The organism is Priestia sp. J2, assembly GCF_020790095.1.
In the GTDB taxonomy this organism is placed as follows: Bacteria; Bacillota; Bacilli; order Bacillales; family Bacillaceae_H; genus Priestia; species Priestia zanthoxyli.
This window is the reverse complement of the sequence record NZ_CP086208.1, coordinates 1,771,437-1,785,048: the sequence shown is the minus strand read 5'-3', so window position 1 is coordinate 1,785,048 and position 13,612 is coordinate 1,771,437. Positions and strand designations below refer to the sequence as shown.

Annotated in this window: 13 protein-coding genes; 1 reads left to right on the top strand and 12 read right to left on the bottom strand. The window is 38.6% G+C overall.

Going from position 1 to position 13,612, the window contains the following annotated elements; translation table 11 throughout:
- Positions 1-6 precede the first annotated feature (6 nt).
- The 3 genes from LJY09_RS09045 to LJY09_RS09035 all read right to left on the bottom strand — a co-directional run bounded on the left by LJY09_RS09045 (position 7) and on the right by LJY09_RS09035 (position 3,438).
- Positions 7-1,383 (bottom strand): NCS2 family permease, encoded by a 1,377-nt coding sequence (locus tag LJY09_RS09045; RefSeq protein WP_228307681.1) that lies wholly within the window; start codon positions 1,381-1,383, stop codon positions 7-9.
- A 255-nt stretch (positions 1,384-1,638) separates the two neighbouring features.
- Positions 1,639-1,965 (bottom strand): Na-translocating system protein MpsC family protein, encoded by a 327-nt coding sequence (locus LJY09_RS09040; protein WP_098999850.1) that lies wholly within the window; start codon positions 1,963-1,965, stop codon positions 1,639-1,641.
- Positions 1,966-2,001: 36 nt separating this feature from the next.
- On the bottom strand, positions 2,002-3,438 hold the full coding sequence (locus tag LJY09_RS09035; protein WP_228307680.1) for an NAD(P)-binding domain-containing protein: 1,437 nt from the start codon (positions 3,436-3,438) through the stop codon (positions 2,002-2,004).
- A 390-nt stretch (positions 3,439-3,828) separates the two neighbouring features.
- Between LJY09_RS09035 and LJY09_RS09030 the strand changes: the two genes are divergently transcribed.
- Positions 3,829-4,731: a COX15/CtaA family protein gene (locus LJY09_RS09030; RefSeq protein ID WP_014460550.1), complete on the top strand. Its 903-nt coding sequence runs from the start codon at positions 3,829-3,831 to the stop codon at positions 4,729-4,731.
- Between the two features lie 44 nt (positions 4,732-4,775).
- Here the strand turns inward: LJY09_RS09030 and LJY09_RS09025 are convergent, their stop codons facing one another.
- The 9 genes from LJY09_RS09025 to LJY09_RS08985 all read right to left on the bottom strand — a co-directional run bounded on the left by LJY09_RS09025 (position 4,776) and on the right by LJY09_RS08985 (position 13,606).
- The gene (locus LJY09_RS09025) at positions 4,776-5,660 is read right to left on the bottom strand and encodes an SDR family oxidoreductase (protein WP_016763765.1); all 885 of its coding nucleotides are present in this window, start codon (positions 5,658-5,660) and stop codon (positions 4,776-4,778) included.
- A 346-nt stretch (positions 5,661-6,006) separates the two neighbouring features.
- Positions 6,007-6,501 (bottom strand): universal stress protein, encoded by a 495-nt coding sequence (locus tag LJY09_RS09020; protein ID WP_186819732.1) that lies wholly within the window; start codon positions 6,499-6,501, stop codon positions 6,007-6,009.
- Between the two features lie 150 nt (positions 6,502-6,651).
- Complete coding sequence (gene cyoD / locus LJY09_RS09015; protein ID WP_155010210.1) at positions 6,652-6,948, bottom strand: cytochrome o ubiquinol oxidase subunit IV; 297 nt, start codon at positions 6,946-6,948, stop codon at positions 6,652-6,654.
- Positions 6,949-7,548 (bottom strand): cytochrome o ubiquinol oxidase subunit III, encoded by a 600-nt coding sequence (gene cyoC / locus LJY09_RS09010; RefSeq protein ID WP_033578711.1) that lies wholly within the window; start codon positions 7,546-7,548, stop codon positions 6,949-6,951.
- A gap of 1 nt (position 7,549) precedes the next feature.
- Entirely contained in the window at positions 7,550-9,517 is a 1,968-nt protein-coding gene (locus tag LJY09_RS09005; RefSeq protein WP_155010211.1) for a cbb3-type cytochrome c oxidase subunit I, read from the bottom strand.
- A 1-nt stretch (position 9,518) separates the two neighbouring features.
- Positions 9,519-10,457 (bottom strand): ubiquinol oxidase subunit II, encoded by a 939-nt coding sequence (locus tag LJY09_RS09000; protein WP_416339299.1) that lies wholly within the window; start codon positions 10,455-10,457, stop codon positions 9,519-9,521.
- A 387-nt stretch (positions 10,458-10,844) separates the two neighbouring features.
- Positions 10,845-11,951, bottom strand: coding sequence for a chitobiase/beta-hexosaminidase C-terminal domain-containing protein (locus LJY09_RS08995; RefSeq protein WP_155010212.1), 1,107 nt, complete (start codon positions 11,949-11,951; stop codon positions 10,845-10,847).
- Between the two features lie 28 nt (positions 11,952-11,979).
- Positions 11,980-12,291 (bottom strand): AtuA-related protein, encoded by a 312-nt coding sequence (locus LJY09_RS08990; protein ID WP_155010213.1) that lies wholly within the window; start codon positions 12,289-12,291, stop codon positions 11,980-11,982.
- The gene (locus LJY09_RS08985) at positions 12,272-13,606 is read right to left on the bottom strand and encodes an acyclic terpene utilization AtuA family protein (RefSeq protein ID WP_155010214.1); all 1,335 of its coding nucleotides are present in this window, start codon (positions 13,604-13,606) and stop codon (positions 12,272-12,274) included. The genes LJY09_RS08990 and LJY09_RS08985 overlap by 20 nt, the downstream gene beginning before the upstream one ends.
- Between the last annotated feature and the right edge of the window lie 6 nt (positions 13,607-13,612).

Below are 13,612 nucleotides of genomic sequence, written 5' to 3'. Positions count from 1 at the left end.
ATGCGCTCAGGCAGCCCAGATGAAGTTGATAATAAAAGCGGCGCTAATGATGTACATAATCCAGTGGATTTCTTTCGCCTTGCCGGCTAACAATTTAACGAACGTATAAGATAAAAACCCTAGCGCTAAGCCTTCGCCGATACTAAACGTTAACGGCATCAAAATAATGGTGCAAAAAGCAGGTACAGCATCTGTTATTTCGTCGAGAGGAATGTTTTTAATTTCTGTTAACATGAGAGCTCCAACCATAATTAAAATAGGCGCTGTAGCAAAAGCAGGAATAATGCTGATCAATGGAGTGAACAAAATACTGACTAAAAACAGCGTGGCAACAACCAGTGCTTTAAGACCCGTTTTGCCTCCTTCTGCAATTCCCGCCGCGTTTTCTACATACGCGTTCATTGCGGTAGATCCCATAGCAGCACTGGCTACAGTCGCAAGAGAATCTGCCATAAGCGCTTTATCTAACCCTTTAATTTCTCCTTTTTCATCCATTAGTCCAGCTTTTTTAGATAATCCAATCATCGATCCTAAATTATCAAATAGCTCCACAAGCGTAAATGAAAAAATAATAGAGAAAAGACCGTAATGGAGAGCAGATTTAATATCCATTTGTAAAAAAGTTTCTGACATGCTTGGCATTGAAAACGAAACAACGCTGCTGATGCTTTTAGGTGCTTCTACTATGCCCAGCACCATCCCTGCAATTGATACTAGTAAAATACTAATCAAAGCAGCTCCTTTAATTTTTCGAGCAGTTAATACAGTTACCGCGATAAAACCTAATAAAGCAAGTAATGGGCCCGGTTTTGTCAGTTGTCCAAGCGCTACTAAATTTTCTTTGTTGCTTACAATAATTCCAGCTTGCTTAAAACCGATAAAAGCAATAAATAGACCGATTCCAACGGAAATAGCACTTTTTAAAATAGCGGGTATCCCTTCAATAATCTTCTTGCGTAAGCCTGTTATGGTTAAAATAAAAAATACAATCCCTGAAATAAATACGGCTCCTAAACCTGTTTGCCACGTTAACCCTTCACCCAATACCACTGTATACGTAAAAAAAGCGTTTAGCCCCATTCCCGGTGCAACTGCAATAGGCATGTTCGCCCACAATGCAAACAAAAGAGTTGCAAAAACAGTGGCAAAAATTGTTGCCGCAATTGCCGCTTCTTTTGGAATGCCTGCATCTGCTAAAATCGTCGGATTAACAAAGATAATATAGCTCATCGTCACAAAAGTCGTAATTCCCGCAAGAATTTCTGTTTTTACATCTGTTTTACGTTCTGTTAAATGAAACAGCTTATCTACCCATGAAGGATTAGGTGCTGATTTTTTTGTTAGTTCCATATGCTGAGTTTCCATTTTTTCATTCATCGCCACTTGCTTTTCACTCCTTTAATGATCGATTGGATTTTTTTAACTAGTTTTTACAGCCGCTTTATCAACAAGTGTATATTCAGTCATTTCCCCACTCCTTTTTTATGAAAATATGTATAAAAAGAGCCGTGAAAACAGAAGGAAACCCTTCTATCTTCACGGCTCTTTGCTTCTGTAAACAGAAGATAAGCATCCGTCTTTTACGTTTTTTGCAAAACAAACGATTTCATCGAACGTTTTGCCATTTATATAGAGAAGTTATTTAAAGCAAATAACCGTACAAGAATTCTCAGTAGCAGGATCATAATCTCTAAATAAAGAAGTGACCTGGATATCAAATAAAAGCTCCACTTTTTGCTTTAGCATTTTTTTATATTTAGTCGACAAAGCGGCATCAAGAGACATCACTAATTCTCTGTATTCTTCACTGAGGGCTTCTAGTGCCGGCATTCTTTTTGATTGAGCTAGAATAAGAATTTTATTATCAATAATATCTATTTTTTGAGTATTCACGCCTACATTAAAAATCTCTTGGCTAATTTGAGTATACAAAGTAGCTATCTTCTTTTTAGAGATCGGCTCCATATGCTTCACCTTTTTCGTTGTTAAAAATGTGTTTTGCTATATTGTTTTTACTTGATTATCGTCCTTTGACCAGCTGCCGATAAATTCAGGCTCATTATAGTCAAAGAAATTGGTTAAATTCTCATGGCGGTTATCAATAAAAAGCTGATTAGCGACTTCTGATACGAGCTTCGGTATCGCATATTTTAGACCTGAAAGAGCGGAAGCAGAAATTCCACAGCTAATTAAAGCGGAATAATTAAAAGCAAAAAGGCCATATACCATTTTTTGACCTTCACCATCGCGATTTGAAAAAGCAAAGCCATTACTAAGATAAGGGTGGGCATCCAATACTGGATTGGCGATTTCATGTGGTGCTTTGTAATGATCGCTCCAGCGGGCGATGTGTTTTTCAACAAGGCGTAATTCTGGACGAAGAGCCGGATCTGTTAGAAGCCCTGTGCTAATAATTAAATAGTCAAATGTAAAGATTCCCTGAGGAGTTGTTACAACTGCTTTGTTCTGTTTTTCTTCGACATCCAGCCACGGTGCATGTACGTGTAAATGAAAACCCGGCCATGAGGAAGCGCGTCCAAATGTATCATTCGTAGGTGGCTGGTTGTATTCGAAAAAATGAGCCATCACTTCATATTTTTCAGCATCTGACAAAGCGTGGAAACGTTCAATCATTCCTGAAGCTTCCATTTGTCTGATTGGGTTAATACGCGGAAGTTCTTTTCGGCGAACAAATACATGAGCTTCAGCAACCCCTTCAGAAAGCGCATAGTTGGCGTTATCAAACGCGGAAGCTCCTCCTCCTAAAACAGCTACTTTTTTGTTCTTCAACGTAGTAAAATCAATGGTTTGGGAAGTGTGAGAATAAAGGTGAGGCGGCAACTTTTCAGAAATCATAGGCGGGACGTGCCACTCTCCTCCTCCTTGAATTCCTGTAGCTAGTATAACTTTACGTGCCATCAGTGTAGGACACGAAGCTCCATTCCCTTCAATATGCAAGCGATGAATACCTGTTTCTCCCGGCTCAATTAACGTTAATTTTATTTCATTTGCCACAGGAAGGTTAAGAATGCTCCGGTACCAGCGTAAATAATTCATCCAGTCTCCTCTTGGAATTTTGTCAAGAGCTTCCCAGCCCTCTGAGCCAAATTGTGCTTCCCACCACGCTTGAAACGTAAGCGAAGGCATACCTAAATCGATAGATGTTAAGTTTTTGGGCGTTCTCAGCGTAATCATTCGTGCATACGTTTCCCACGGACCTTCTAAACCCGAACGGTTTTCATCAATAACAAGAATATTTGACACGCGTTCTCGCAGCAAGCCAAAAGCCGTTCCTAAACCGCTTTGACCTCCTCCAATAATGATTACATCGTATACGTGTCCACTTTTAGGGATAATTGGCTGTACTTCTGTTGGTTTCCTGAAAGAAAGGTAAGAAAGATCGGTTTCTACTCTTTTATTTAAAGCTTCTAAGCTCATCGTTATCTCTCCTTTCAATAAAGCTTCTCTATGATAAAAAGTTTATTTTTTACCTAACATAAAATGATAGGTTTTATAACATCATTTGATTTATATTTATATTATCACTTTTGGAATATGATTGTATCTCCATTCTCTCTAAAGTTTTTTTTGCAAATTGTATAAAATCACTAATATAATTTTTTATATCTTATGTATGAAAGCATATTTACATTGTTTAAAAGGAAAAAACCATTACAAAGCTTAGTGAAGAAAGCTTTTCTGACATCAAATTTAAGGAAAACATGTGCGAGTTTGTGACAGTTATTTGTTAATTACGCTCTACTACTTGACTATCGTATTCATCAAATCTATAGTCATAATTAGTAACTCAACAAAGGGAGTCAACGTATGAGAAATTTATTTAAAATAACAGCTATATTTACAACGATTGTTATGTTTATTTTAATGATTGCCGGCAGTCTGGTCACAACCACAGGATCTGGATTAGGGTGCGGAAACGAGTGGCCACTATGTAACGGGCAGTTAATACCCGAATACGCAGTAGCAACAATGATTGAATATACGCATCGTTTGATTACCGCATTTGCAGGTCTTCTTGTTTTAGCATTTTCTATTTGGGCTTGGATTCGTTATCGCAGAAACCGTGAAGTGAAAATTTTAGCGATCATGAGTATTGCATTTATCGTTATCGAGTCGTTGCTCGGGGCTTCTGCCGTTATCTGGCCTCAGTCAGCTGAGGCGCTAGCCCTGCATTTCGGTCTTTCGCTTATTGCGTTTACCGGTGTATTTTTACTTTCAATATTTGTTATTCAAAAGGACCGTTCGGATCATTTTATTAAAGGAGCCGTTACAGGCAAATTTAGATGGCTCGCATGGTTTACGCTTATATTTACCTACTGCGATATTTATTTAGGTGCATATGTGCGTCACAAAGGTGCAAGCTTAGCGTGTACAAGCTTTCCGGCTTGTTATGGCAACACTCTTATTCCAAAGCTATCAGGAACAACAGGCATTCACTTTGCCCACCGATTTGCTGCTCTTGTGCTGTTTGTTCTTATCATTTGGATTATGGTATCTGCTATCAAACAGTATAAAGAAACTCGCCGTGATATTTACTATGCGTCCATCATTGCAGTTGCTTTAACCTTTGCTCAAATATTTAGCGGTATCTTTGTTGTCATGTCTCGTTTAAATGTCTTTGCTACACTGTCTCACTCGGCGTTTATTACAGCTTTATTCGCTACGCTTAGCTACATTTGTGTACAAACTTTAAAAGGTAAAAGACGATAAAACCAAAAAACACGTGCAGTTATGAACTGCACGTGTTTTTTGGTTTAAGCTAGTTCTATTCCGCCTGTAATTCCGTAAACTTGAGCTGTTACGTAGCTTGCATCCGTTGAAGCTAAAAATACGTATACATTTGCTAACTCTACCGGCTGACCAGCACGCTGCAAAGGTGTATCTTGTCCAAAGCCTGGAATAGCGTCGCTTGGCTGCCCTCCAGAAATTTGAAGCGGCGTCCAGATAGGTCCTGGAGCAACGGAGTTAACGCGAATACCTTTTGGAGCTAATTGCTTGGCTAGTCCGCGAGTGAATCCGTTAATGGCAAACTTTGTAGCTGCATAATCTAATAAATTAGGACTTGGGCTATAGCCTTGTACAGAACTTGTGGTAATAATAGAAGCACCTGCTGGTAAATAAGGCAGCGCTGCTTTTACGGTCCAATATAAAGAGAATACATTTACTTCAAAGGTTTTGCGCAGCTGATCCGTTTCTAAATCAGCAAGATCTTCTACTGCCTGCTGTTTACCCGCTACGAGCGCTAAAACGTCTAATCCATCTAATTCTTTATAAGCTTTTTCTACTAGCTCCTTGCAAAAAGATTCTTCGCCTACATCACCAGGTATAAGTACTGCTTTTCTGCCTTCTGCCTCAATAAGCTTTTTTACTTCTTCTGCATCAGCTTGCTCTTGTGGCAAGTAATTAAGCGCAACGTCCGCTCCTTCTCTTGCGTAAGCGATAGCTGCTGCTCGGCCAATACCTGAATCTCCACCTGTCACAAGAGCTTTTCTGCCTTTTAATTTACCTGCACCTATGTAACTGTTCTCCCCGCAGTCTGGGATGACGTTCATTTCTTTTTGTACACCAGGAGGTTCTTGATACTGTTTTGGATAGTCTTCATGGAAATATTGAGTTAATGGATTATTTAACTTTGACATATTCGTCACTCCTTTATAAATCAACCTTAACCAACTAAGGAAAAGTTTTCTATATGCTTGTTCTTCCCCTCTTCTTCTTTCATAAACATGTTTGATGTGCTCTACTATCCTCACCTTTCTTTCTGCCATTCCCCTTCAATCAACAGCTAGAAACAGCTGGATACATGACAACTATATTCACCATCACAATAAAAAAATCCGAACGAGTCACGTTCTCTCTTGAGAACCTTGACTCCTTGTTCGGATCTTCTTTTAACTAAAATACGTTTTCCCCCCCTCTTTAAATAAATGGTGAGAGCTTTGTATTTTGCTGTGCACAACAAGTTTTATTTCTCGTCTGTACCTGTTACTCTGTTAGTTCTACTTGTAAAGGCTTTGATTCCTCTTCAGCTTCTTTAGGCGTGCGAACGATTAACACATCACATTTGGCATAGCGTAAAATATGCTGAGATACACTTCCGATTAAGATACGCTCTACCGCGTTTAACCCGGTTGCACCGCATACAATTAAATCAACGTGCTTATCGGGAGCAATTTTTTTAGATATTTTTGTTTTAGGAGAACCGTGTTCAATTAAGGTCTCGACTTTCGTTACTCCAGCCTTAATGGCTAGGTTACTATAGTTGGTTAAAAGTTCTTCAGCAAATTTCTCTGCATCTTGAAAGCGTGTATCCGTATAAAATGCATAAGGTGATGGACTTAACGCCTGTATATCGATAACGTGACAAATTATCAAATGAGCGTTATTTTTGGTCGCACTGTTAACTGCTTTTTTGAATGCCCACTCCGCTTCTACAGAACCGTCTACTGCTACGAGGATGTTACGATAAGCCATATTCATCATAATCTCTCCTTTAACATTCGTTTATAAAGAACTTTCTTTGCTACACTTTTATTGTACTTCTTGCGCAAGCGAAAGTATGTGATTTTTATCACAAGTTATAGAAATTAATAAAAAATGGAGCCGCGCACATCGTACACGGCTCCATTTTTATTGAACTTGAGAGTTAAAAGTCATTATCCAAATAGATCCTGCTACAATCGTAATAACAAAAACGATTCCAAGTATTAAAGCCATCACATTATAACGAGGCTTCTCTCCGTCTTTAATATGCATAAAGAAAAACAATTGAACGAAAAATTGAAGCACGGCCATTCCTAGAATGCTAGCTAGTAATATATTTTTAACAAGTACGTGGTTTAATACCAGTAGCAGAGGAATAACGGTTAAAATAATTGAGAAAATAAATCCGGTTGTATAAGCTTTTAACGACCCGTGGTTCTCCATCTACATCACCCCCATTAAATACACAACCGTGTAAAGGAAGATCCAGACGGCATCAAGAAAATGCCAGTATAAGCTGATAATCGTCACTTTTCGTTTTGTTACAGAGGTAATTCCGTATCGTTTTAACTGGATTGTAATTGAAATCATCCAAATGATGCCAACCGAAACGTGCAGCCCGTGTGTACTAACCAGCGTGTAGAAAGCCGTAAAAAATGCGCTCGTAGAAATGGTTGCTCCTTCGTGAACCATTGTTTGAAATTCATGAATTTCAAGGCCAACAAAGCATACACCTAAAAGCAGAGTTACGATTAGCCAGCCAATTAAAGGCTTTATTTTTCCTTTGTGCATGCTTAATACAGCTAATCCGCTCGTAAAGCTGCTCGTTAATAAGATAAACGTTTCAGAAACAAATCCTGGAACTTCAAAAAATTCCTTTCCCGTAAGGCCTCCCGCAGTATGATTAACAAGAACGGCATACGTAGCAAATAATGCTCCAAATAAGATACAGTCCGTTACGAGGAAAAGCCAAAAACCCATAACTTTGATTTCTTCATCATGTTCATGATGATGTTCTTCGTGGTGCGCTGTCGCATATGCCATGTTATCCGACCCTCCCTACTGAATCTTCTGTATGTTGAATTTCATCCACGGGAATATAATAGTCCGAGTTGTATTGAAAAGAACGAGCTAGTAAACAAGCTCCTACTCCTGTCAAACCGAATATCGCCACCCATACCCAGTGGAACGTTAAGCCAAAACCAGCAATGAACCAGAAAATCGACATGATAAATGGAATACCTGAATTCTTAGGCATATGAATTGGAGAAAAAGCCGCTGTTTCCTTCGCTTTTTTCTTTTTTCTTTCTTCTTTTATCGTCCACCACGCATCTTGCCCCGTTACTGTTGGAATCACTGCAAAATTGTAGTGCGGCGGAGGTGAAGGGATGGACCATTCTAATGTACGTCCATTCCATGGATCTCCTGTTACATCTCGTTCTCCGTACTTAATGCCATGAAGAATCTGCCATGCTTGAAAGATAAACCCTATGCCCATAAAGAAGGCTCCCACTGTAGAGATAACGTTCAGCGGTCCCCATCCCATGTCAAAATCGTACGTATAAATACGGCGCGTCATTCCCATAAACCCTAGTGCATATTGAGGCATGAAGCATACATAAAAACCAATATTCCACGTCCAAAATGCCCATTTGCCAAGACGGTCATTTAGTTTAAAGCCAAACATTTTTGGCCACCAATAGTACAAACCTGCAAAGAAGCCGAATACAACGCCTCCGATTAACACTTGGTGAAAGTGTGCAACTAAAAAGTAGCTATTATGATACTGATAGTCTGCGGGAGCTGCTGAAAGCATAACACCGGTTGCTCCTCCTACAACAAAGCACGGGATAAAAGCAATTGTCCATAGCATTGGCTGAGTCATTTGAATACGGCCGCGGAACATCGTAAATAACCAGTTAAACACTTTAACACCCGTTGGAATTCCGATAGCCATCGTCGTAATAGCAAAAAACACATTCACATTAGCCCCTGCACCCATCGTAAAGAAATGATGCACCCATGTGAAATACGAGAGAACGCTAATAATCATCATTGAAAAAACCATAGATTTATAGCCAAATATCTTCTTTTGAGAAAACGTTGCAACAATTTCAGAAAAAATGCCGAATGCCGGAAGTACAACGATATACACTTCAGGATGTCCCCACATCCAAATTAAGTTAATGTACATCATCGGATTTCCTCCGCCGGTCATAGTAAATAAGTGTCCGTCAAAGAAGCGGTCGATAAACAATAAAGCAAGCGTTACGGTTAATACAGGAAACGCGAAAATGATAATAATACAGCTTGCTAGAACAGACCACGTGAATAGCGGCATGTGCATAAGTTTCATGCCAGGTGCACGCATTTTTAAAATGGTCATAATGAAATTAATTCCAGAAGCCAAGCTGCCAATACCTGATATTTGAATGCCCCAAATATAAAAATCTTGACCTGGTCCAGGACTGAACTGCATGCCAGAAAGCGGTGGATAACTCAACCATCCTGCATTTGGCGAGCCTCCGATTACAAACGACAAATTGAAAAGCATGGCGCCAAAGAAAAATAGCCAAAAGCTTACCGCGTTTAAAAAAGGATAGGCGACATCTCTTGCTCCAATTTGAAGCGGTACAACAATGTTAAAGAACGCAAACATAAGCGGCATTGCCATAAATAGAATCATAATGGTTCCATGCGTAGTGAAAATTTCGTTGTAATGATTAGAATCTAGAAAATGCCACTGAGGGAATGCTAGTTGCATACGCATTAATAATGCATCTACTCCGCCTCGAAACAGCATTAACAATGAAGAAAGCATATACATGATTCCAATTTTTTTATGATCCACCGTTGTGAGCCACTCACGCCATAGCCACTTCCAATTTTTAAGATACGTAAGAACAAAAATAATACCGGCTAGTGTTAACAAAATGGCGACATCGGCTCCATAAATCATCGGTTCTCCAGTCACAAAAAAATGAGATGAAAAATCTTTTAATTTGTCTAACAACTTAGTTTCCTCCTTCCTGGTGCTCATGCTGTGTATGTGCTTGTTCTTCAGAAGCCACATTCATAGTCTTCATGTCCTCATTTTTCATATGGTGATGCTGACTATAATATTGACCACCGTTTTTAATAACAATTTCTTGAAACAAACCTTTAGGAATGGTAGAGTACGATTTTTCCAAGGAAAGACCTTGTTTGGCAAGATTGTTATAATCAGCTTTTGTTAAAGCTGGTGATGTTTCTTTCACTTGCTTTACCCACTGATTAAATTCTTTTGTCGATGTAGATTTAACTTTAAAGTTCATATGAGCGAACCCTTCACCCGTAAAATTAGCACCCGAACCAAAATATTCTCCCTTGTGATCAGTTTGCAGCCAAAGCCCCATTGCCATTCCCGGCATTGTATATAATTGTCCTCCCAACTCCGGTACCCAAAAAGAATTCATAGGTGCATCTGACGTTAGCACGAATTGAACGGGCACATTCTTTGGAATGTTGACATAGTTCACTGTCGCAATATCTTGATCCGGATATTGAAATAACCATTTCCAGTCAAGGGATGTTACTTCAATTGTTAGCGGCTTTACATCTTTTTGCGGCGGATCTACTAAGTCATACGTCGTCTTGGCCGTAGCGAAACCTAAAATACCAATAATAATAATAGGGATGCCCCACCAAATAAATTCAAGACGCTTACTATCGTCCCAGTCTGGCCGATACGGAGCCTTGTTTCCAGGCTTATCACGGTAGCGTAAAACGATATACACAAGCAGCCCTAAAACAGGAATAACAACGATTGTGCATAAAATTATGGAAAAAATAATTAAATGGTATTCTTTTTGAGCCACCGCCCCCTGTGGATTTAAAATCAAATAACGACTATCACAGCCTGCTAAAAAAATTGTAATGAATACGGAGAGAACGATTAACTTGCCAATATGCATTGATTTTTGCTTTATCACCTAAGCTCAGGCTCCCTTCCTCTAAATCTCTGTACATAATAATGATATATAAACGTTCATATTAGAGATGCATCTCAACGGATCAAAGAGCTAATAACCTCCTAACATATTGAAATTTGTCATGACATATTGCTTACTCCTAAAAAATTATCATGTTGTATGTTTAAAAGGTGTGATATTTATCACACTTGAAGCGATTTTTATCTATTTTAAATGGCTTTACCATAATTTCGTCACATATTTGGTTAAATGTGGTGTGAAATGCCTTGCTCCTGGCGGGTAGATTCTTATAAAAGCAAAAAGCTCTTCCAGTTATTATTAACTGGAAGAGTTTTTTAGGAGTAATGAAGTATTGAGCTTTAACACTTACTAATTTGCTTGTTTGACCTGCTGAAACATCCAATCAATCATTTTCTGATTCCGATACGTTGGAACCCATGAAGCATGGTCATACTTTAATTCTTTAGGATATTCCGTATATAGCGGATGCCCCCCAGCTTTTTTTATAGCCTCTATGATATTCCTTGAATAGGTAACAGGAATGATAGAATCGTCTTCAGCATGAAATCCCCATATCGGTTTGTGTGTAAGAAGATGTGCTTTAGCTGGATCGGCTCCTCCCGCTATTGGAACCATAGCAGCAAACAAATCAGGGTGTTCTATATTTAAGTTAAATGTGCCAAATCCTCCTTGAGATAATCCTGTAGAATAAAGGCGATTACTATCTATATTGTAGGATTTTCTTACACTTTGTAGAATTTCATAGGCCGTTTTTAAATCTTCTGATGTTTCGAATACTTTTGCTAAATTGACTTCATTGTTATTATCTCTTGTAACAGTGAAGCCCCCGCTTGGTACATTACGAGCTTGGGGAGCTAAAATAAAAGCGGGGTGCTTTCGTTGATTTTCTGGTGAAGCCCAAATGATCGCTCCGTCGTTGCCAAGAAGCTGTTTTTTATTATCATTTCCTCGTTCACCACCTCCATGTAAAAATAGCACCAGGGGATATGATTTTTTAGAATCATAGTCTTTAGGTACATAAAGTCGGTAAGGCATTGCCTTATAAGTGAATGATAAAAATTGAGTAGCTATAGATTCTCTGCTTTCAAATGAATAAGTAAATATAGCTATACCACTATGATTCTTTTGATGTTTATTTTTCGCGTTTCCTCTTATGGAAATTGCTTTAAGCACCGTATCGTTATTAATAATAAGTGGGTTCGTATACGGATTGCTTTGACTGGTCGGAGTGCTCCCATCAAGTGTATAGTAAGTCTTCGCACCTGGTGTGTTTGTCTTTAATTCAACCTTCTGCTCTAGATAATATTCGCCTGATAAAACTGAAGAAGTTGGTTTTTTTACGTTTCTATAATCATTTTCTCCTTTTGCCGCGACGATATTTAAAGGGAAAAAAGCTAGAATAAGAACTCCTACAGTAATAAAACTTATAACTTTTTGTATTGATATATTATTCATTGATAATGTACCTCCTTTATATGGTTTTTTAAATGTCTACTTCCATTTCTAGAAGGGCATAGCTTAAGCTTTTCCCGTGCGTATCCACTCCTAAAGAAGTAGTTACTCCACCAAGTAATGCGCGGTGACATACAAATTGAAAAGCTGATATATTAGGAACCTCGTAGCGAACAACGTCTCCTTCTACAATATTTTTTAAGTGTTTTTTCACTTCCAAAGCAGTCACTTTTTCACGTAATAAGAAATAATCTTTTTCGTTATATGGAATTAGTGATAACATAAGCGTGTTTCCCTTATCTCCAGCTCGACTGTGAGCAAGTTCATATAATTTCTTTTTCATTTGTTAAGCTCTCCTTTAATGTAAGATAAGTTTTTATTTTGTTTCGTGGAATCAACGTCGACACAATACCTACTACCTCATTAACATACTTTCTTGCTCCGCCTCCGCCCGCTGGTCCGTTCGTATAAAGAGCTTCTACCTCTTCTCCAATTTTGGCTGCTTCCTTTGAAGTAAGACATCTCCCTGCTACTCTCAGTCTGATTTCATAAGGAGCTGATTCTTGAAAAGAAACTCTATGAACGGAGGAAAGACCGATATAATCAATTCTTAAGTCGACTACTTTATCTTTTAAACGACTATATAAAATTTCACCGGCTAGCTTAGCTCTTTCTAGAGCATTGGAACCAGCGTAGGAAATTTCTCCTTCTCCAATAACACCTGCTTCGTAACCTACGCTGACTTTTAACGTTTTAGGTCTTGGTATACCTGTTCCACCAGATACATGAATTTGATTCAATTTAATTTCATGCAAATGAACCGAAGTAAAGTCAGCAATAACATCTGGTGTTATATATTGATGAGGGTCAGTTACTTCGTAAAGCAGCTGTTCTTTTACAGTAGCTAAATTAATGACTCCTCCTGTGTCTTCTACTTTAGTAATAATTGCTGTCCCATCTTCTTTAATATCAGCAAATGGAAATCCTAATTCAGCAAGCTGTGGGACTTCTTTTTTTCCAGGATCAGCAAAATAACCACCAGCTATCTGTCCCCCACACTCCAATAAGTGTCCAATTACTGTTCCTTGAGCAATTTTATCTACATCGTCTAAAGACCATCCAAAATGGTGTACCATTGGAGCAACAAATAAAGACGGATCTGCTACTCTACCAGTAATAATAACTTGAGCATCTGTCTCTAGAGCTGGCAATATTGTTTCCACACCAAGGTAAGCGTTTGCAGATATAACGTTACCAAAATGAGATATCGGTTCATTTGTTTCTAGAGTCAATCCATTCCTATCTATCAACTTTAGTACATCATCTCCCGTTACGGCTGCTACCTTTATCTCAATGTTTAGTCGGTTAGCTATTTCAACAACTTTTTCAGCAGCATCTATTGGATTGGCTGCTCCCATATTGGTAATAATTCGCACCTTATTTTCCTTAATAATAGGTAAAAGAGGCTCTAGTCTTTTTTCTAACAAAGGATCATAACCCATTAAAGGGTTTTGACTTTTTCTTTTTTGGGCAAGTGCGATTGTTCTTTCGGCTAAACATTCCAATACTAAATAATCTAAATTTCCTTTTTCAGCTAGTATAACCGCCGGTTCTAATCGATCTCCTGAGAAACCCGCGCCTGATCCAATTCTTATCATTTTTAT

Bases quoted from the DNA above. Each gene is read 5' to 3' on its own strand.
- LJY09_RS09035 (WP_228307680.1), bottom strand. From the start codon at position 3,438: ATGAGCTTAGAAGCTTTAAATAAAAGAGTAGAAACCGATCTTTCTTAC.
- LJY09_RS09040 (WP_098999850.1), bottom strand. From the start codon at position 1,965: ATGGAGCCGATCTCTAAAAAGAAGATAGCTACTTTGTATACTCAAATT.
- cyoD (WP_155010210.1), bottom strand. From the start codon at position 6,948: ATGGAGAACCACGGGTCGTTAAAAGCTTATACAACCGGATTTATTTTC.
- LJY09_RS08995 (WP_155010212.1), bottom strand. From the start codon at position 11,951: ATGAATAATATATCAATACAAAAAGTTATAAGTTTTATTACTGTAGGA.
- cyoC (WP_033578711.1), bottom strand. From the start codon at position 7,548: ATGGCATATGCGACAGCGCACCACGAAGAACATCATCATGAACATGAT.
- LJY09_RS09030 (WP_014460550.1), top strand. From the start codon at position 3,829: ATGAGAAATTTATTTAAAATAACAGCTATATTTACAACGATTGTTATG.
- LJY09_RS08985 (WP_155010214.1), bottom strand. From the start codon at position 13,606: ATGATAAGAATTGGATCAGGCGCGGGTTTCTCAGGAGATCGATTAGAA.
- LJY09_RS09020 (WP_186819732.1), bottom strand. From the start codon at position 6,501: ATGAATATGGCTTATCGTAACATCCTCGTAGCAGTAGACGGTTCTGTA.
- LJY09_RS09000 (WP_416339299.1), bottom strand. From the start codon at position 10,457: ATGCATATTGGCAAGTTAATCGTTCTCTCCGTATTCATTACAATTTTT.
- LJY09_RS08990 (WP_155010213.1), bottom strand. From the start codon at position 12,291: ATGAAAAAGAAATTATATGAACTTGCTCACAGTCGAGCTGGAGATAAG.
- LJY09_RS09025 (WP_016763765.1), bottom strand. From the start codon at position 5,660: ATGTCAAAGTTAAATAATCCATTAACTCAATATTTCCATGAAGACTAT.